This is a genomic window from Actinomadura graeca (genome assembly GCF_019175365.1).
In the GTDB taxonomy this organism is placed as follows: domain Bacteria; phylum Actinomycetota; class Actinomycetes; order Streptosporangiales; family Streptosporangiaceae; genus Spirillospora; species Spirillospora graeca.
Map to the genome: position 1 here is coordinate 225,383 of NZ_CP059572.1, position 17,212 is coordinate 242,594.

At 75.3% G+C, this 17,212-nt stretch carries 17 protein-coding genes and 2 pseudogenes; 6 read left to right on the plus strand and 13 right to left on the minus strand.

Annotated elements, in window-relative coordinates; genetic code table 11:
* Positions 1-13: 13 nt before the first annotated feature.
* Together AGRA3207_RS01120 and AGRA3207_RS01125 are read right to left on the minus strand one after the other, a co-directional pair.
* Positions 14-718, minus strand: coding sequence for a response regulator transcription factor (locus AGRA3207_RS01120; protein WP_338028251.1), 705 nt, complete (start codon positions 716-718; stop codon positions 14-16).
* Positions 715-2,904: a sensor histidine kinase gene (locus AGRA3207_RS01125; RefSeq protein ID WP_231332676.1), complete on the minus strand. Its 2,190-nt coding sequence runs from the start codon at positions 2,902-2,904 to the stop codon at positions 715-717. Before AGRA3207_RS01125 ends, AGRA3207_RS01120 begins: the two co-directional genes overlap by 4 nt.
* A 128-nt stretch (positions 2,905-3,032) precedes the next feature.
* Here AGRA3207_RS01125 and AGRA3207_RS01130 point away from each other — a divergent pair, with 128 nt between their 5' ends.
* Entirely contained in the window at positions 3,033-3,653 is a 621-nt protein-coding gene (locus tag AGRA3207_RS01130) for a hypothetical protein (RefSeq protein ID WP_231332677.1), read from the plus strand.
* Between the two features lie 62 nt (positions 3,654-3,715).
* Here the strand turns inward: AGRA3207_RS01130 and AGRA3207_RS01135 are convergent.
* From AGRA3207_RS01135 to AGRA3207_RS01145, 3 genes and pseudogenes are all read right to left on the minus strand, one after another.
* Positions 3,716-4,840, minus strand: a pseudogene (locus AGRA3207_RS01135) (AAA family ATPase).
* Positions 4,824-5,612, minus strand: coding sequence for an RNA ligase family protein (locus tag AGRA3207_RS01140; protein WP_231332678.1), 789 nt, complete (start codon positions 5,610-5,612; stop codon positions 4,824-4,826). The pseudogene AGRA3207_RS01135 and the gene AGRA3207_RS01140 overlap by 17 nt, the downstream one beginning before the upstream one ends.
* A gap of 292 nt (positions 5,613-5,904) precedes the next feature.
* Positions 5,905-6,801, minus strand: a complete 897-nt coding sequence (locus AGRA3207_RS01145) for a Vgb family protein (RefSeq protein WP_231332679.1) — start codon at positions 6,799-6,801, stop codon at positions 5,905-5,907.
* Between the two features lie 118 nt (positions 6,802-6,919).
* On the opposite strand from AGRA3207_RS01145, the gene AGRA3207_RS01150 reads away from it, so the two are divergent.
* Positions 6,920-7,519 carry a TetR/AcrR family transcriptional regulator gene (locus AGRA3207_RS01150; protein WP_231332680.1) on the plus strand — a complete coding sequence of 200 codons (600 nt, stop codon included), beginning with the start codon at positions 6,920-6,922 and terminating at the stop codon, positions 7,517-7,519.
* A 9-nt stretch (positions 7,520-7,528) separates the two neighbouring features.
* Here the strand turns inward: AGRA3207_RS01150 and AGRA3207_RS01155 are convergent, their stop codons facing one another.
* Entirely contained in the window at positions 7,529-8,113 is a 585-nt protein-coding gene (locus AGRA3207_RS01155) for a TetR/AcrR family transcriptional regulator (RefSeq protein WP_231332681.1), read from the minus strand.
* 212 nt (positions 8,114-8,325) lie between these two features.
* Here AGRA3207_RS01155 and AGRA3207_RS01160 point away from each other — a divergent pair, with 212 nt between their 5' ends.
* Positions 8,326-8,847 (plus strand): DUF4240 domain-containing protein, encoded by a 522-nt coding sequence (locus AGRA3207_RS01160; RefSeq protein ID WP_231332682.1) that lies wholly within the window; start codon positions 8,326-8,328, stop codon positions 8,845-8,847.
* Positions 8,848-8,933: 86 nt separating this feature from the next.
* On the opposite strand, the gene AGRA3207_RS01165 is transcribed toward AGRA3207_RS01160, so the two are convergent.
* Complete coding sequence (locus tag AGRA3207_RS01165) at positions 8,934-9,497, minus strand: NADPH-dependent FMN reductase (RefSeq protein ID WP_231332683.1); 564 nt, start codon at positions 9,495-9,497, stop codon at positions 8,934-8,936.
* A gap of 74 nt (positions 9,498-9,571) precedes the next feature.
* Positions 9,572-10,711, minus strand: a complete 1,140-nt coding sequence (locus AGRA3207_RS01170) for an FAD-dependent oxidoreductase (protein WP_231332684.1) — start codon at positions 10,709-10,711, stop codon at positions 9,572-9,574.
* 120 nt (positions 10,712-10,831) lie between these two features.
* On the opposite strand from AGRA3207_RS01170, the gene AGRA3207_RS01175 reads away from it, so the two are divergent.
* Positions 10,832-12,085 (plus strand): TetR/AcrR family transcriptional regulator, encoded by a 1,254-nt coding sequence (locus AGRA3207_RS01175; protein WP_231332685.1) that lies wholly within the window; start codon positions 10,832-10,834, stop codon positions 12,083-12,085.
* Here the strand turns inward: AGRA3207_RS01175 and AGRA3207_RS01180 are convergent.
* Positions 12,082-13,287 carry an erythromycin esterase family protein gene (locus AGRA3207_RS01180; RefSeq protein WP_231332686.1) on the minus strand — a complete coding sequence of 402 codons (1,206 nt, stop codon included), beginning with the start codon at positions 13,285-13,287 and terminating at the stop codon, positions 12,082-12,084. The genes AGRA3207_RS01175 and AGRA3207_RS01180 overlap by 4 nt on opposite strands.
* Before the next feature lie 58 nt (positions 13,288-13,345).
* Here AGRA3207_RS01180 and AGRA3207_RS01185 point away from each other — a divergent pair, with 58 nt between their 5' ends.
* The gene (locus AGRA3207_RS01185; RefSeq protein WP_231332687.1) at positions 13,346-14,095 is read left to right on the plus strand and encodes a TioE family transcriptional regulator; all 750 of its coding nucleotides are present in this window, start codon (positions 13,346-13,348) and stop codon (positions 14,093-14,095) included.
* Here AGRA3207_RS01185 and AGRA3207_RS01190 read toward each other — a convergent pair.
* Positions 14,073-14,564, minus strand: a complete 492-nt coding sequence (locus AGRA3207_RS01190) for an FBP domain-containing protein (RefSeq protein WP_231332688.1) — start codon at positions 14,562-14,564, stop codon at positions 14,073-14,075. The two genes, AGRA3207_RS01185 and AGRA3207_RS01190, sit on opposite strands and share 23 nt — an antisense overlap.
* A gap of 69 nt (positions 14,565-14,633) precedes the next feature.
* On the opposite strand from AGRA3207_RS01190, the gene AGRA3207_RS01195 reads away from it, so the two are divergent.
* On the plus strand, positions 14,634-15,230 hold the full coding sequence (locus tag AGRA3207_RS01195) for a TetR/AcrR family transcriptional regulator (protein ID WP_231332689.1): 597 nt from the start codon (positions 14,634-14,636) through the stop codon (positions 15,228-15,230).
* 56 nt (positions 15,231-15,286) lie between these two features.
* Here the strand turns inward: AGRA3207_RS01195 and AGRA3207_RS40455 are convergent, their stop codons facing one another.
* The 3 genes and pseudogenes from AGRA3207_RS40455 to AGRA3207_RS01210 form a co-directional block, all read right to left on the minus strand.
* Positions 15,287-15,889: a dehydroquinate synthase/iron-containing alcohol dehydrogenase family protein gene (locus AGRA3207_RS40455; protein WP_338028293.1), complete on the minus strand. Its 603-nt coding sequence runs from the start codon at positions 15,887-15,889 to the stop codon at positions 15,287-15,289.
* 49 nt (positions 15,890-15,938) lie between these two features.
* Positions 15,939-16,313 (minus strand): annotated as a pseudogene (locus tag AGRA3207_RS40170) (iron-containing alcohol dehydrogenase); the annotation flags it as partial.
* 29 nt (positions 16,314-16,342) lie between these two features.
* A complete protein-coding gene (locus AGRA3207_RS01210; RefSeq protein ID WP_231332691.1) occupies positions 16,343-17,209 on the minus strand; it encodes a dioxygenase family protein in 867 nt (288 codons plus the stop codon).
* Positions 17,210-17,212: the final 3 nt, after the last annotated feature.

Genomic DNA, 17,212 nt, shown 5'->3' on the forward strand with positions numbered 1-17,212 from the left:
CGCCGCGTCCCGCTCAGCCGCCGAGACCGGCGTCGCGCGCCCGGGCGATCGCCTCCGCGCGCCCGGCGACCTGCAGCTTCGCGAACACCGTGGAGGCGTTGTTGCGGACGGTCTTGGGCGACAGCCCGAGCCGCCCGGCGATCTGCGCGTTGCCGAGGCCCAGCGCGATCAGCTCCAGCACCTCCCGCTCCCGGCCGGTCAGCTGGGGGAAGGGGACGGGCGCGGCGGACGGCGCCCCCGCGATCCGCGCGAAGTACTCGGTGATCCGCCCCGCGAGCGCCGGCCCGAAGATCACGTCGCCGCCGGCGACGGCCGACACCGCCCGCAGGATCTCCTCCTGCCCGGCGCCCTTGAGCAGGTAGCCGCGGGCCCCGGCGAGCATCGAGGCGAACACGCTCTCGTCGTCCTCGTGCATCGTCAGGACCAGCACCGCCGTCGCCGGCAGCGCGGCCAGGATCCGGCGGGTGGCGCCGACGCCGTCCAGCCGGGGCATCCGCAGGTCCATCACCACCACGTCGGGACGCAGCCGACCGGCCAGCTCGACCGCCGCCACGCCGTCGGGCGCGGCGCCGACGACCTCCACCGCGCCGGTCGAGTCCAGCATCATCCGCAGGCCGTCCCGGTAGATCGGGTGGTCGTCGGCCAGCAGCACCCGCGGCGCCGCACCGCCCCCCGGGCCGCCGTCCCGGCCGTCCCCGGCGCCGTCGGGGCCGGTCACGGGTTGCTCCCGGCGAAGGTGAGCGGCTCGGCCGCGTCCGGGCGCGGCCCGTAGGGCAGGACGGCGCGGACGCGGGTGCCGCCCCCCGGCCGGGCCGACACCGCGCAGTGCCCCCCGAGCTCCTCGGCCCGCTCGCGCATCCCCACCAGCCCCACGCCGACCAGCGCACCCGGCGGCACACCCCGCCCGTCGTCGGCGACCTCGACCTCCAGCACGTCCTCCCCGGCGGACAGGCGGACCTCGCAGCGCGCCGCGCCCGCGTGCCGGGACACGTTCGCCAGCGCCTCCCCGACGATCCGGTACGCGGCCTCCTCGGCGGCCGCGGGCAGCGCCGCCAGCTCGCCCGCGCAGCGCATCGTCACCCGCAGCGACCGGCCCTGGAACCGCTCGGCGAGCTGCTCCACCGCGCCCACCAGCCCGAACTGGTCCAGCGACGGCGGCCGCAGGTCGTGCACCAGCCGCCGCACGTCGGTCAGCACCGCCGACAGGTCCCCGCGCACCGAGCACAGCGCCTCGTCGGCGGCGTCCCCGTCGCGCGGCGCCAGGTTGCGCGCCACCTCGATCTTCAGCGCGGCGGCCGCCAGCGCCGGCCCGAGCCCGTCGTGCAGATCGCGGCGCAGCCGGCGGCGCTCCTCGGCGATGCCGGTGACCAGCTGCTCGCGGCTGCGCTGCAGCTCCTCGGTCAGCGCGGTCGCGCGCGCCGCCGCGGCCGCCTGCCGCACCACGTCGGCCAGCAGCCGCTGGTCGGCGTCCGACAGCCGCGCCCCCGCCCGCGGGACCAGCGCCAGCCGCCCGATCGCCGCGCCCCGGTACCCGAACGGCAGCACCACCACGTCACCGCGCGGCTCGCCGTGCTCGACGACGACCGTGCGGCCGTCGGCGCGGTCCAGCTCCACCCGCACGTACGGGGACCGGAACGACACGGCCATCACCCGCGCCACCTCCAGCAGCAGCTCGTCCGGGCCGACCGACTCCTCCAGCCGCCGCGCCAGCGCCGACACCACGTCGTAGGGCTCGCCGCGGCCGGTCAGCACCCGGTTCACCCACCGCTGCAGCCGCAGCCGCAGCGGCGCGTACAGGACGGCCACCACGCCCGCGCCGGTGACCGCGGCGAGCGGCTCGTCGATGACGCTGCCCGCGGTGACGAACACCGCGACGTCCACGCCGACGACCGCCGTGGCCAGCGCCGCGTACAGCAGCGTCCAGCCGAGCAGCAGGTCCACGTCGTAGAGCCGGTACCGCGCCACTGCCACCAGCACCGCCGCCGCGACCGCCGCGTGCATCAGCACCAGCGAGATGTCACCGGCCCACCAGTACACCGCCTCCGGGACCAGCCGCGCCAGCAGCGTCGTCCCCGCGATGAGCACGACGTTGGCCAGCAGCGCCAGCAGCATCCAGCGCAGCTGGGCGCGCCGCACCGGGTCCGAACGGCGGAACCGCACCGCGAACGCCGCCACCGCCAGCGTGAACGAGCCGAGGAACGTCGCCCAGAACACCCCGGAGGTCAGCGGCCAGAAACCCTCCGGCAGCGGCGGCGTCAGCGGGTCCAGCGGCACGCCGCGCAGCCCGGGCGCCGACGGCTCGCCCTCGGAGAACACCCGCCACGGCACCGTCAGCAGCCCGATCGCGCCGAGCGCCTGCCCGGTGACGGCCAGGCCCGCGGGCCACCGCCACCGGCGCGACGGCAGCCGGCCGTCGGGGAAGAACATCAGCGTCAGCGGGACGATCATGTTGATCATCGGGCCGAAGCGGGCGCCGACGAACACCGCCGCCGCCGTCCCGGGCAGGTCCCCGCCGTGCGCCAGCACCGACAGCGACGCGTACGCGGCGCCCGCGCCGTCCGCCACCGCGACCGTGCCGCCCGCCAGCATCAGCCACGTCAGCGGATGGCGCGGCAGCCGGGTCGCCAGCGCGCCGCCGGCCAGCGCCAGCGGCAGCCCCGACAGCGCCGACCCCCAGTGCGGATAGTCCAGCGGCAACGGCGGCCGCCGTCCGCCGGCCAGCACGTCCAGCCACAGGGTGGCGGCCGTCGCCGCCAGGCACAGCGCGGTCAGCACGAAGGCGAGCGGCCTCAGGAACCGCTCGGCCCGAGGCGCCGGAAGGGCGCTGTCCACCCTGCCAGCATCGCGCGCGCGCCGTCCCGCCTGCCCGTGACCGGGGTCCCGCAGCGCCGGGACATCGGTCACCACCGGAAACAGGGCACGAACCGGGCACGCCGGGCACCCCCGATCCCTGGCCGCCCGGGACACCGGGAAGGGACCGTGGCGGTCGTCGGCGGCGCGCCCCGCGCCGCCACGACCTCGGGAGAGAACCGATGACGATGCACATCCGCCCCAGCACGGTCCACCCCGGCGGGCCGCCCGCCGCCGACGACCCGCTCCGGACGCGGACGCGGCTGACCGGCGCGGCCCTCGCCGCCGGCACCCTCGCCTGGGTCGCCGGCCTCGCGGTGGCCGCCGGCCACGCCAAGGACGAGATCGTGACGGTGGAGATCGTCGGCAGCCTGCTGTTCCTGCTGGGCGTCCTGCCCATGGTGGCGCTGGTCCACGCCACCCGCGGCACGGGGGAGCGCAAGGGCCGCGCGATCCCCCTGGCGGAGATGGCCCTGCTCGTCCCGGCGATGGCGTGGTGCCCGATCGCGCTCGTCTACCGCGAGGACCCCCCGGCCTGGACGATCCCGTTCGACCTGTGCTGGCCGCTGTCGATGCTGGGCATGCTCGTCCTCGGCGCCGCGGTCGCCAAGACCGGCCGCTACCGCGGATCCCTGCGCTGGCAGTTCCTGCTCTGCGGGCTGTGGCTCGTCGCCGCGCTGCCCGCCCAGGCGCTGCTCGGCGACACCGGCGGGACCATCGCCGGCGCCGCGTGGCTGGCCCTCACCTACGGCCTCCTCGGCGTGCGGCTCGCGGTGTCGCCGCAGCACCTCACCACGCCCTGACCACGTCCCGGCCGCGCCCGCCCCGACGATGCCCGCCGCCGACCGCGCCCGGCCGGGGACGGTCAGGCGGTGGCGAGCCAGTCGACGCGGTGGGCCTCGGTCGGGTCGGGCGTCTCCCAGCGCCGCACCAGGCGGTCGACGACCGCGTCCGGGACGGGCGCCGCCCGCGCGCGGTTGCGGTCGCGCAGCACCCGGGGCGGCGCCTCCAGCGCCACGACCTCGACCCGTCCCCGGTAGGCGGCGATCAGGCCGGTGCACTGCTCGCGCAGCTGCCGCGACACGTTCGTGGCGTTCCACACGAACGGCCTGTCGGCGCGCAGATGCTCCCGGGCCAGCTCGTGCGCGGCGGCGGCCACCGCGCGCTGGTCGCCCGACGGCGCGACGCCCATCGCGGCACGCAGGCGGTCCAGGCTCACCACCGGCACGTCCGGGCGGTTCGCGGCGATCCAGTGGTCCTTGCCCGCCCCCGGCAGCCCCGACAGGACGGTCACCGTGACGTGCGTGTCGTCGTAGGCGGCGTAGTCGGGATCCCGGCCGGGCTTGCGGAAATACCAGAACCGGGCGTGGTCGGAGGGGAACGCGCGCGGCGCGTCCAGGCACCGCTGCCCGGCGCAGTACTCGCGGTACAGCGCGATGTTCTCCAGCACCTCCTCGGTGTCGGAGCAGACCCGCCCGAGGATGTCGGCCGTCGCCAGCAGCACCAGGTCGTCGTTGCGGGCCAGCAGGCTGGCGCGGAACGCGATCTACTGCAGGTCGGGCCGCTCCAGCGCCCAGAACGGCACCTGGTGGTGGCGGACCAGCGCCGCGACGTGCTCGCGCCAGGCGACCGGCGCGTCCAGCCCCCACAGGATCCGCCGCACCATCAGGTCGCCGCCCCGCGAGTGGCCGCGCGCGGTGATCCGCCCGTCGCCGCCGGTCCGGGTGCAGTGCGGCTTGGCGATGTCGTGCATCAGGACGGCCGTGAAGAGCCGGACGCGCTCCTCCGGCGGCCGGGCCCGCCAGCCCGGCAGCGAGGCCAGGGCCTCGCACGCCATCCGGGTGTGGACCTCGACATCGCCCTCGCCATGGTGGACCGGGTCCTGCGGCACGCCCGCGAGCGCCCGGACCCACCCGAACGCCTCGCGGACCTCCGCCCACGGCACCTCCCACCCCGGCGGCGCGGGGCACAGGTCAGCGAACACCCGCATACAGCACCTCCGGGTCGGCGAGGCCGTTGGCGATGAGCGGACGCTCCTGCCAGTGCGTCCCGGCGTCCAGGATCGCCGTCAGGAAACCCGGCCGGACCCGCTTGAAGCGGTCGACGGTCTCCCCGTCCCGCTCCACCTTGATGTAGAGGCCCTCCATCTCGTCGGAGGCGTCGCTCTCCTCGGCGGCCCGGACCGGATCGGCGCCGCCCGCCGCGGCGGCCTCCCGCAGCGCGTCCCGCCACCCGGGCGTGCGGCAGGTGGACGGCCCCACCAGCGCGGTCAGCTCCTCCACCTCGCGCAGGGGCCCCTCGTGCAGGACGGGCACCGAGACCACGGGCGTGCCGTCCAGGAGCTCACGGCGCCGCGCGGTGGACAGGAACGTCCCGTCCGCCCGGTCGAGGACGTCGAACTCGCAGAAGTAGTGGGGGAGCGCGTCGTAGAAGACGGTGTGCTTGGCATACAGCCACTCGCCGTACATCACGTACCGGTCGCCCAGCCGTTCCCGCAGGACGTGCTGCACCGACGCCGCCCACGCCTTGAGCGGCCCGAACTGCCGCTCGCGCGGGCCGCCGGTCAGGTAGTGGCCCCTGCTCTGCAGCCGCAGCGCGCCCTCGGCGGAGAAGCTGATGCCGCAGTTGGCGCCGTCCAGCTTCTCCTCCACCACCAGGTGGCGCCCGGCGACGGCCGCGAACGGCACCGCCGCCAGGTCGTGGTCGCCCGGCTGCAGCCGGGAGCCGGCGATGTGCCGGGTCCGGGGGTACTTGCGGAGCATGCCGTCCGTTGTAGTGAACCCCCGCGATCATGCCAACCGGTTTTCCCGCGCCGGGACGAGCAGGGCCACCGCCGTCGGCCATTGCCCGGCAGTGCGACATGACGATCGTCACGTCCGGCAGGACCAGGAACATCCCGGCGCACAGGGCGGCCGAGGCCGCGCCGCGGCACTGGGAGGGGTGCACCGCCGGGTACGCGGTCCGGCGGGGAAGGGGGAGTTGTCTGCGTCGTCGATTTCATGCGTCCACGCTGCACCCGGATGCTCCGCCGCGGGCCGGACCCTGTCGGCGGGCTCAGCCGATCGCCACCCTGGCCAGCGCGCCCGTCTCCAGCGCCACCCACAACGCGCCGTCCGGGCCGACGGCGATGCCGTGCGGCTCGCAGTCCCGCGTCGGGAGGATGTGCTCGTCGATGCGGCCCTCCGGCGTGATGCGCCCGACATGCGCGGTGCCCCACTCGGTGAACCACAGCGCCTCGTCCGGTCCCGTGACGATCGCGTGTGGCCGGGCGGCCGGATCGGGCAGCGGGAACTCGGTGACCTTGCCCTCGGTGGTGATCCGCCCGATCTGGCCAGCGCCGATCTCGGTGAACCACAGCGCCCCGTCCGGGCCGGTGGTGATCCCGACCGGCGCGGCGCCCTCGGTGGGCAGCGCGTGGACGGCGGCCTCCCCGCCCGGGGTGATCCGGCCGACCGCGTTCGCCCCGTTGAGCGTGAACCACAGCGCCCCGTCGGGCCCCGCCGTGATCATCGACGGCGCCCCGGCGGGGCCGGGCAGTGCGAAGTCGCCGACCTCGCCGCCGACACCGATCCGGCCGATGCGCCCGGTGTTCATCTGCGCGAACCACAGGTTCCCATCGGGGCCCGCGGCGATCCCGGCCGGGCCGCAGCCCTCCGGCGCCGCGAACTCCGCCACCTCTCCGCCGACGGTCATCCGCCCGATCCGGTGCCCCTGGAACTCGGTGAACCACAGCGCGCCGTCCGGGCCCGCCGTGATGATCAGCGGCCCGTCGCCGAGGGGCGCACGGGGCAGCAGGGTGAGGCCGCCGTCCGGCGTCATCCGCCCGATCCGCCGCTCGTGGACCAGCGTGAACCACAGCGCCCCGTCGGGCCCCGCAGTGATCCCGTACGGGCCGGCCTCCGCGCCCGCCACCCTGAACTCCTTGATCGTGGCATGTGAACCCTGCGGCATGGATCGTCCCCCCTCGTCCCGCTCCAGGTGCTCCTATCCGCGCGACGGCGAGACTAACGCAACACCGGTCGCGTTACGATCGTCGCGTGCGACCACCTCGACGCCACCGGACCCGCCGGTGACCGCCACGGGCCCCGGGACCGTCCGGCCCGGCGGGCGCACCGCCCGCGTCCGCGACGCCGTACGGCACGCCACGCTCGCCGAGCTGGCCGAACACGGGCACCGCGGGCTCACCGTCGAGGGCGTCGCCGCCCGCTCCGGCGTGCACCGCACGACCGTCTACCGCCGCTGGGGCGGCCCCGGGGGCCTCATCGCCGACGCCCTCGACCTGGCGGCCGGCGAGCCCTGGCCGGTGCCCGACACCGGCACGCTCGCCGGGGACCTGCGCGCGATCACCCGCCTCGTCCTCGGCGGCCTCACCGACCCCGCCCAGGGGCCCCTCACCCGTGCGTTCGTCGAGGCCGCGGCGCACAGCCCGGACGCCGCCGCGGCACTGCGCGCCTTCCTCGCCCGGCGGCACGAGCAGGCCGCGGTGGTCGTGGAACGCGCGATCGAGCGCGGCGAGGCGCCCGCCGGGACCGACGCGGCCGAGGTCGTCCGGATCGCGGTCGCGCCCCTGTACTACCGGCTGTTCGTCAGCGGCGAGCCGCTCGACGGGCCCGCCGCCGACCGCGCCGCCGCGGCCGCCTGGGCGGCGGCCCGCGCCGGAGCGCTCTGACCGCCCTCCTCAGGCACGGTGGGGTGCGAGGACGGCCTCGACATCGGCGCGCAGTGCGTCCACGAGATCCCCCTCGGCCCGCACCGCCCACAAGATCAGCGCTCCGTTGTAGGCGACCTGGACCGAGCGCGCCAGCCGCGCCGCGTCCGCGCCGGCGCCGAGCTCACCCGCCGCGACGGCCTCCCGCAGCAACGCGGCGACCTCCTCCTCCACCGCCCGCGCATGCGACGCGGCGTGGGCGCGGAACTCCGGGTCCGTCACGTCCAGTTGCAGGAAGCCCAGGTTGTTGGCCATCTCCTCGGCCCCGCGCACCCCCGCGGTCATCGACGCCAGCGCCGCGTGCAGGACCACCAGCGGCGGCCCGCCCTCGTGCCGGGCACGCTCGAACGGCAGCCGCGCGTCCCGCGCGCCGCGCCCGGCGAGCGCCAGCAGCAGCCCGCGCTTGGACCCGAACCGCTGGACGAGCGTGGCCGGGGCGAGCCCGGCCTCCTCCGCGACCGCGCCGAGCGTCAGGCGGACCGGCCCGACCCGCCCGAGCGCACGCGCCGCCGCCGCGAGGACCGCCTCGTCACTGGTCGTGCGCGGCCTCGCCACCCGGCCTCCCGCGGATCGTCCAACGGCTGCCCGCGAACCCTACCCGCCGGACCCCGCCCCCTTGGAGCCGATACCCGCGTTGCGCCCCTCGCCCCCGGCGTGGCGGCGCGGGCCCGCCCGCCGCCGGGGGATGTCGGTGGCGCCTGGTTGAGTGCACGGTGCCGGAAGAGGGGCCCGGCCACGGCATCGGGCCGTGCGAGGGAGGAGCAGCGATGGACGACGAGGCCCGCCTGTGGGCGATGCTGGAGACGGCATGGGAGCCCCTGGGTGCCGAGGTCGCCCGCGCACGGCGTGACCTCGCGCACCGCACGCCGACAGCCGGTGAGGAGCTGTGGGGGAAGCCGCCCCTGTCGGTTGTCGAGGGGGCACTGAGCGGCTTCCTGGAGAATCTGGCCGCCGCCGGCCGGGACCTGCCGGCCGAGGAGCTGACACGCATGGACCGCGTGGTCGAGCGGCTGCTGCACGACATCGACCGCGCCGACGTCCACGCCGTGACCGACGGCTCCGATGACGGCTTCCTCTATGCGCGCGGCTTCATCGTCGCGCTGGGCGAGGAGTTCTACACCGCCGTGACCCGCGACCCGCACATGGCGGTGCTGGACGCCGAATGCGAGCGCATGTGCTACTTCTTCGCCCGCCTGCACAATGAGCGCTTCGGCGACTACCCCGACACCGGCTCGGGCATCAGCCGGGAATCGTGCTCCAACCCCGAGGGATGGCCGGCCTCCGCCTGACCGGACGCCCTCCATCCGGCCCGCCGGGCACCGCCCACCGCCCCGCGGGCGCGTCGTGATCGGCGTGACGGGGGCGGCGTGCGCTGTCAGGGCGTGGTGCGCAGCGTGGCCAGAGCGGTGGACCAGGAGACGAGCTGGTCGAGGGTCCTGGCGAGCGCGACGGCCTGGTGGTCACCGGGGGAGAAGTCGGTGAAGCCGACGAAATCGGTGTGCATGCTCAAGGCGACCTGCGCGGAGACGTCGGCGATCTGCAGGGCGCCCAGGACCGGACGCAACGCCTCGACGGCGCGGACACCCCCGTCGACGCCGTAGGACACGAACGCCGCCGCCTTGTTGTTCCACTCGGCGTAGACCCGGTCCAGGGCGTTCTTCAGGGTGCCGGGGGCGGAGTGGTTGTACTCGGGGGTGACGAAGACGAACCCGTCGTACCCGGCGACCGTCGCGGCCCACGACCGGGTGTGCTCGCGGGTGTAGCGGCCGCTGGCCGGAGGCATGGGCTCGTCCAGGTCCGGCAGGCCGATCTCGGCGAGGTCGACCAGCGCGAAACCGGCATCGTCGCGTTGGGCGGCCTGCTTGAGGACCCAGTCGGCGACGGCCTCGCCGCGGCGGCCGGGCCGGGTGCTGACCAGCACCACAGCGATCTTGATCATGTGCGTGTCTCCTTTGCGGCGAAGGGGGCGTCGACGGCCGTCTCCAGCCGCCCGGGCTCCCGGCGGCGGGAACGTCAGTGCTGCTCGTGGCCGGAGAACATGTCGACCACGCGGGCGATGGGGTCTGGGCCGAACATCAGCTCCAGCGATGCCGCCGACCCGATGGCCGAGTCCTCGCTGCGCGGGAACAGCGCCTCCTCGTAGGCGGTCAGAGCGGCCTCGACGTCGCCGGGATGAGCGGCGACGGCCAGGCCGAGCTCGGCGCCGTCCAGCATCGCGTGGTTGGCGCCCTCACCGGCGAACGGCGACATCAGGTGCGCGGCATCGCCCAGCAGCGTCACCCCGGGCACCCGGTCCCAGCGGTGGCCGACGGGCAGCGCGTGGATGCGGCGCGGCACCAGGGCGCCGTCGGCCTCGGCGATCAGCGCCCGGAACACCGGATCCCAGTCGGCGAAGTGGGCCATCACGGCGCCCTTGGCGGCGTCGGTGTCGCCGAAGTCGATGCCGTCCAGCAGGTCCTCGGCGGCCCGCAGCGCGGTGTAGACGTGCAGGCTGCCGTCGGGTTCACGGTGGGCGAGGAAGCCGCGCTCGCCGTCCAGGGCGATGAAGAAGCCGACGCCGATGAGCCCGGCTCCGCGGGGGTGGCGGGTGTCGGCGTCCCGCAGGTCGAACTCGACGAAGCAGACGCCCGTATAGGACGGCGCTGCGGCCGAGACCAGCGGCCGGATCCGCGACCAGGCACCGTCGGCGCCGATCAGCAGGTCGGTGGTGACGGTGGACCCGTCGGCGAAGGCCACCTCGTGGCGGCCGCCGTCCAGCGGACGGGCCCCGGTGACCCTCCGGCCCCAGCGGACCGTGCCGCCGGGCAAGGAGTCCAGCAGCAGGTCGCGCAGGTCCCCGCGGTCCACCTCGGGACGATCGCCGGTGCCGTCGTCCTCCTCCTCCCAGACCAGCGTGCCGTCCTTGGTCATCACGCGCATGGCCTCACCGCCCTTGTGGACGATCGCGCGGAAGCCGTCGTGGAGGCCGGCGGCGTGCAGGGCCTTCTGCCCGTTCACCTCGTGGATGTCGAGCATGCCGCCCTGCGTGCGGCTGCCCCGGTCCGGTTCGAGCTCGAACACGGCGGCCCGGACGCCATGGACGTGCAGGACCCGCGCGGCCGTGAGACCGCCGAGGCCGGCCCCGATGATCGCGATGGGGTGGTGGGTGCTCATCGGCTCCTCCAAGAAGACCGCCTCCGGGAACGGAGCAGGAACGGGTACAGTAGTGATGTCACTCAAAAACCATAACAGCTTTACTTAGGGAGTGGTTACGCGCCCCGGTAGGATGGGGGCATGACCGAGGTCACGACGGGACGCCGCGAGCGCAAGAAGGCCCGCACCAGGCAGGCGATCGCCGACGCCGCGCTGGCGCTGTTCCTGGAACGCGGCTTCGACCAGGTCACGATCAAGGACGTCGCCGAAGCCGCCGACATGTCGACCAGCGGGCTGTTCAAGCACTTCCCGACCAAGGAGTCCCTGGTCTTCGGCCAGGAGGACGACGTCCGGGCCGGCATCGTCTCCGCCGTCCAGGACCGCCCGGAGGGCACACCCGTCCTGCGGGCCCTGCGGGACTGGCTGCTGCGCCACACCCGCCGCGAGGCCGGCGACCCGCGTGCCGCCGCGTTCACCGACCTGGTCGCGCGCACCCCGGCACTCGGCGACCACGCCCGCCGCATGTGGCTGCGGCACGAAGCGGACCTGGCCGAGGCGATCCGCCGGGCGGGGCCCGACGCCCCCGGCGCCGGCATCGCCGCCCGGGCCGTCGCCCGGTTCGCCCTCGACCGCGCCCGGCCCTGGAACCCCCACGACCCCCGCGCCGAACTCGACGCCGCCTTCGCCCTCATCGCCGGAGGCTGGCCCGCCCCCGAACTGCGCGACCGGCCGCACGACCGGCCACGGGCGCCGGCCGCCCAGCCGTCACCGTCCCGCCCCCCGGGGCTGCGCGAACGCAAGAAGGCCCAGACCCGCCGGGCCATCACCCGGGCCGCGCTGGAGCTGTTCGCCGCACGCGGCTACGACGACGTCGGGGTCCGCGAGATCGCCGACGCCGCCGACACCTCGATCGCGACCCTGTTCACCTACTTCCCCGACGGCAAGGCCAGCCTGGTCTTCCCCGGCGACCGGGCCGACCACATCGCCGCGCTGGTCCGCGCCGTCCACCACCGCACCCCCGGGCAGACCGTCGTGCGCGCCGTCCACGGCCACATGACCGGACGCGGCCCCTTCGTGACCGACCCCACCCCGGACGGGCAGCGCGCCCTGGACCTGGTCCGCGCCACCCCCGAACTGAGCGACTACGCCCTGCGCTCCTGGACCGCGACCCAGGACGCCCTCGCCGCCGCCATCGCACGTGAGGCCGGGTTGCCCGGCGACGACCTCACCGCCCGCCTCCTGACCCGCTACCTCTTGCTGATCCCCGACCTCGCCACCACCGCCGACGCCGACGCCCGCCGCACCCTGGACGTCGTCACCGGCCTCCTCGAACGCGGATGGCCGGCCGCGCTCACCACCCCGCCACGCCCGGACGAGCCCGCCGAGGATCACTAGCCCCGCTGGGCATCCCTGACGAACACGATCCCGTCATGCCCGGGAAGATGGGCCGGGTCGAGCGGGGCGTAGCCGTAGTAGGGGGACGTGCGGGGAGCGGGCCGCGCGTCGGCGAAAGCGGCCGACAGCCGGCGGGCGTCGACGACGCAGTGGTCTCCGGGAAGCGCGTACAGCAGCCCTTCGACGGTGTCGGATGGCGGGTCGCCCACGCCCCGGTGCCGGATCGTGCCGAGGGCCGTGGCCAGGAAGGCATACCCCTCGTCCAGGTGGGCGCTCACGATCGCGCCCGCGCTCCACCATGCGACCGGCAGGCCGCCCATCCGCATCGTGCTCTCGTCCCGCTGGAGATGACCGTTGTGCCCGTTCACCAGCACCGGCCCCCGCTCGGCGACGGCGAGGAGGTTGGCGGCCATCATCACGTCCCGCTGGCCCACCAGCCGTGCCATGCGGCCTGGTGACGTATCGGCCATCCAGTGGTGGTAGCGGAGCAGGCCGGTGGCGGTGCGCCCCCACAGCCGCGCGCGGTGCCAGGCGTCCCGCGAGGACGCCGCGATCAGGTGCGGCGTCTGCGCGTCAAGGAGGGCCGCCAGGTCTCCGGCGAGCAGCCCCAGCTCCCCGGCCTGAGCCGATCGTCCCGCGGACCGGGACGGGTCCCTCATCGCGGCGGGATCGGTCCACCGGCCGTCGGCGCCGATCAGGCGGTCGAGCGTCTCGGCGGAGCAGGGGAGCAGGTCCGCGTCCACATGCGCCGCGAGGTAGCCGTGCAGCGCGGTGAGGGCCTGCCGGGGGCTCGCGGCGTGCGTGATCTCCAGCGGGCCGTCGAAACCGGCGAAGCGAAGCCGCTCGGACGCCGGACGGCCCTCGTTGTGGGCGCGCATCCACCGCACGAGCTCGCGGTTGGCCGGAAACGCGCCCCACCCGTGGCTGAAACCGCGCTCCACGACCTCATCGAGGGCGCCCGTCCCCGAGACGACGTAGTCGTCCACGACCTGGCCCATCATGCAGTCGCTCTCGATCGCGATCCACCGGTACCCCTCGTGCTCGGCGAGCTGCCGGAAGAGGTCGTTGCGCAGGTCCAGCAGGCTGCCCTCGCCGTGGGTGGGCTCGCCCAGGGCGAGCAGCCGCGGCCGGCCCGGGAGCAGCCCCATGACGGCGTCGGCGTCGGCGGCATGGGCGGTGATGTCCGTGATGCCAATGACCATGCCCTCAACGGTATCGTTGAACTTTCGGTTGAAACTCGACCGCCATATCAGCAGGACCATGGGACGAAACCTTCAAAACGCCGAACGGCTCAGGCCAGTCGATCTGGCCCGCCGGCACGGCCTGTCCACGCAGGCGATCAGGAACTACGAGGAGGCCGGCATCCTTCCGGCCGCCGGGCGCACGCCCCACGGCTACCGCACCTACACGCCGCTGCACGCGCGGGCTCTGAGCACGTTCCTGGCCCTGGTGCCCGGTCACGGCCACCGGACCGCGGCGGCGATCATGCGGGCGGTGAACACCGGCGCGGACGAGGACGCGCTGCGTCTCATCGACGAGAGCCACGCCCGGCTCCTCGGCGACCGGCGGACGCTCCAGGCCGTGGAGGACGCCCTCCGCGACCTGGAGCCGATCACCGCGCCCGGGCCCGGCGTGAGCTTCATCGGGCCGCTGGCGGCCGAGCTCGGGATCCGGCCCGCGACACTGCGCAAATGGGAGCGCGCCGGGCTGGTGCGCCCGCGCCGCGACCCCCGGACGGGCTACCGCGTCTACGACGACGCCGACGTGCGGGACGCGCGGCTGGCCCACCAGCTCAGGCGGGGCGGCCACCTGCTGGACCAGATCGCCCCGCTGATCGCCCAGGTGCGGGCTGCGGGCGGGCCGGCGCCGCTGGAGGCCGCCATGCGCGACTGGCGCGGCCGGCTGGGCGCCCGCGGGCGGGCGATGCTGGCCGGAGCCGCGGAACTGGAGACCTACCTGCGCGAGCGCGCACGTCCCGGACCCGCGGTCAGGTCGTCACCCTGGCGATGAACGCGGCCAGGTTGAGACGGGCGCGGGCGACCTTCTCCTCCAGCGACAGCGTCTCGTCGAGGCCCGGGGACGCCTGCTTCTTCCCTCGCAGGAAGAGGGAGCACGCGAGATCGGTGCAGAAGTACTGCCCGACCGTGTTGCCCTGGCGCCCGGCCTCACCGGTGCGGCGCGCGGTCATCAGCGACACCCCGCCCCCGGCGTGCGTCGTCAGGCACAGCGAGCACATGCTGCGCGCGGTGAAGCCGCGCGCCGAGCCGGTGACCGCCCGCAACGCGATGCCGAGGAGGCCGCCGTCGCGTTCGGCGACCAGGTACGCGCGGACCGGGGCGCCGGGATCCCTCCAGCCGAGGAAGTCGAGGTCGTCCCAGGGCCGTTCCTGCAGGTCCCGGGGGACGCCCAGGCGCCCGGCCTCGCCCTTGGAGCAGTTGACGAACGACCGGCGTATCTCCCTCTCGGTGATTGCCCTCATGCCCCCGAGCCTAAGTCGCCTAATATAATTAGGCAAACGCCTTATTCGACTAAGCACCTGGGGGTCGCCGTGGCACGTGCCGGGATCACCGCGGACCGCATCGCCCGGACCGCGGCGGAACTCGCCGACGAGATCGGCTTCGACGGCCTCACCGTCTCGGCGGTCGCGCGCCGGCTCGGCGTCAAGGACCCGAGCCTGTACGCGCACATCGAGAACGCGCGGGAGCTGAAGGTGCGGGTGGCGCTGCTGGCGCTGGAGGAGATGGCCGACAGGGCGGCGGACGCCCTGGCCGGGCGCGCGGGCAGGGACGCGCTGGTGGCCTTCGCCGACACCTACCGCGCCTACGCCCGGGAGCACCCCGGCCGGTACGCGGCGGCCAGGTACGAGCTCGACCCGGAGACCGCGGCCGCCGGCGCGGGGCCCAGGCACGCGGAGATGACGCGCGCGATCCTGCGCGGCTACGACCTTCCAGAGCCCGACCAGACCGACGCGGTGCGCCTCCTGGGCAGTGTGTTCCACGGGTTCGTGAGCCTGGAGATGGCGGGCGCGTTCCGTCACACCCCCCGAGAGACCGGAGCCTCCTGGACCTGGGCGCTGGACACGATCGACTCCGCCCTCAGAAGCCGTCAGGCCCAGGAGCCGCCCGCCGCGACGCCGGACCCCTGACGCCGGACGGCCCGCAAGCGGGAACCGCGGGCCGGGGCGGCCGCAAGGGCGCCGGTTCAGCCGCCCCTTCCGCCGAGCGCGTCCTCCAGGAGTGCCCGCAGCGACTCTCGGTCGACGGGACGGGGACCGGCGCACGGGCGGGCCAGGACGTCGTCGACGACGCCGGGCAGGTCCGCCCCGGAGACGCCGAGCTCTCCGAGCGTCCGGGGCGCGCCGAGCCGGTCGGCGAGCGCGGCGAGCGCGGTGGCAGGGGAGTCGGTGGTGAGGGCACGCCGCAGTGCCTCGCACGCCTCGGGCGCCGAGGCGAGGGTGAACGCGGCGACGTGCGGCAGCATGACCGCGTGCGTCTCCGCGTGGGGCAGGTCCAGCCTGCCGCCGAGGACGTGGCAGATCCTGTGGTGCAGCCCCATGGTGGCCGCCCCCGCGCACGCCCCGCACAGCCACGCGCCCTGCAGCGCGGTGCCCCGGGCCGCGACGTCCCCCGGGATCGGCCATGATCTCCGGGAGCGCCCGGGCGAGGTCGCGGATCCCCCGCTCGGCCAGGGCCGAGACGGCCGGCGAGGCGTCGGCCGCGTACAGCGCCTCGACGGCGTGGGCGATCGCGTTGAGGCCGCTGGTCGCGGACACGCGGGCGGGCAGGCCGCGGGTGAGCCCGGGATCGTAGACGACGGCCTTGGGCAGCACGGCCCGGTCGCGGCCGGTCCGCTTGCGCGCGTCGTCGGTGATCCCCCAGATCGGGGTCATCTCCGATCCCGAGTACGTCGTGGGCACGGCCACCACGGGCAGGCCGTGCCGCAGAGCGAGCGCCTTGGCCAGCCCGATGGCGGAACCCCCGCCGACCGCGACGAGACCGTCCGCCCCGGCGTCGGCCGCGAACCGGGCCGCCCCGTCCACCGTCTCGGACGGGACGTGCCTGCGGGCCCGGCAGAACGATCCGGCCGCGAGGTCGCCCAGCAGGTCCCGGGCCCGCCCGGCGAGGGCCGCCTGCCCCGGCGTGGTGAGGACCACCGCCCGGCGGACGCCGAGACGGCGGACCTCCTCCCCGAGGCGGCGCACCGCGCCGGCGCCGAACGCCACGCGCATCGGCAGCGCCTCGTAGGTGAACCCGCCGGTCACGGGGTCGCCGCCGCGTCGGCGAGGCGCAGGTCGAAGCGCGCGTGACGGAACGGCACCGTGACGCCCAGACGGGCCGCCTCGTCGGCGTCGTCGGAACCGTCGAAGTCCACGATCAGGTTCCTCCTGACCGCGAAGACGGCGTCGCTGTCGAGGTAGGGGCCGCTGGCCACGAAGATGTGCGTGGTCACCGGCCGGTATCCGCTCGCGCCGGCGATGAGGTGCACATGCGCGGGCCGGTACGGGTGACGTCCCGCCGCGGCGAGCAGCCGCCCGACCGGGCCGTCGGTCGGGATGGGGTAGTGGCTGGGCACCACCGTGCGGAACCAGAAACGGCCCCGCTCATCGGTGCGGAACAGGCCGCGGCCGTTGCCGGGCGGCTGGACGCCGGGCCGCTGCACGTCGTAGAAGCCGTGCTCGTCGCACTGCCACACGTCGACCTCGGCTCCGGCGATCGGCTCGCCGGTGGTGGCGGTGACCGTGCCGGACACCACGCACGGGGTGCCGGTGCCGAGCAGGTCGATGGAGTCCCCGAGCTCACGCGCGGGGGACTGCACCATGTGGAACGGGCCCAGCACGGTGCTCTCGGTCCCCGCCGGGTCGGCGTTCATGGTCTCGACGAGCATCGAGATCCCCAGCACGTCCGACAGCAGGACGAACTCCTGCCGGGTGTCGTCGCACTTCTGCCCGACCGCGGTGAGGAACCCGATCGCCTGCTCCCACTCGCGCAGTGTCGGCCGCACGTCCCGGACCAGCGCGTGCAGATGGCCCGCGACCGCGCGCAGGATCTCCCTGACGCGGGGGTCGGCGGCGTCCTCGAAGCTGTCCAGGACGGCGTCGAGGGCCGTGCTCTCAGTGAAGTCCACTGA

Excerpts from the sequence above, each read along its gene's own strand:
- AGRA3207_RS01190 (WP_231332688.1), bottom strand. The coding sequence starts at position 14,564 with ATGAGGGCAATCACCGAGAGGGAGATACGCCGGTCGTTCGTCAACTGC.
- AGRA3207_RS01175 (WP_231332685.1), top strand. The coding sequence starts at position 10,832 with ATGACCGAGGTCACGACGGGACGCCGCGAGCGCAAGAAGGCCCGCACC.
- AGRA3207_RS01130 (WP_231332677.1), top strand. The coding sequence starts at position 3,033 with ATGACGATGCACATCCGCCCCAGCACGGTCCACCCCGGCGGGCCGCCC.
- AGRA3207_RS01165 (WP_231332683.1), bottom strand. The coding sequence starts at position 9,497 with ATGATCAAGATCGCTGTGGTGCTGGTCAGCACCCGGCCCGGCCGCCGC.
- AGRA3207_RS01160 (WP_231332682.1), top strand. The coding sequence starts at position 8,326 with ATGGACGACGAGGCCCGCCTGTGGGCGATGCTGGAGACGGCATGGGAG.
- AGRA3207_RS01170 (WP_231332684.1), bottom strand. The coding sequence starts at position 10,711 with ATGAGCACCCACCACCCCATCGCGATCATCGGGGCCGGCCTCGGCGGT.
- AGRA3207_RS01145 (WP_231332679.1), bottom strand. The coding sequence starts at position 6,801 with ATGCCGCAGGGTTCACATGCCACGATCAAGGAGTTCAGGGTGGCGGGC.
- AGRA3207_RS01180 (WP_231332686.1), bottom strand. The coding sequence starts at position 13,287 with ATGGTCATTGGCATCACGGACATCACCGCCCATGCCGCCGACGCCGAC.
- AGRA3207_RS01140 (WP_231332678.1), bottom strand. The coding sequence starts at position 5,612 with ATGCTCCGCAAGTACCCCCGGACCCGGCACATCGCCGGCTCCCGGCTG.
- AGRA3207_RS01185 (WP_231332687.1), top strand. The coding sequence starts at position 13,346 with ATGGGACGAAACCTTCAAAACGCCGAACGGCTCAGGCCAGTCGATCTG.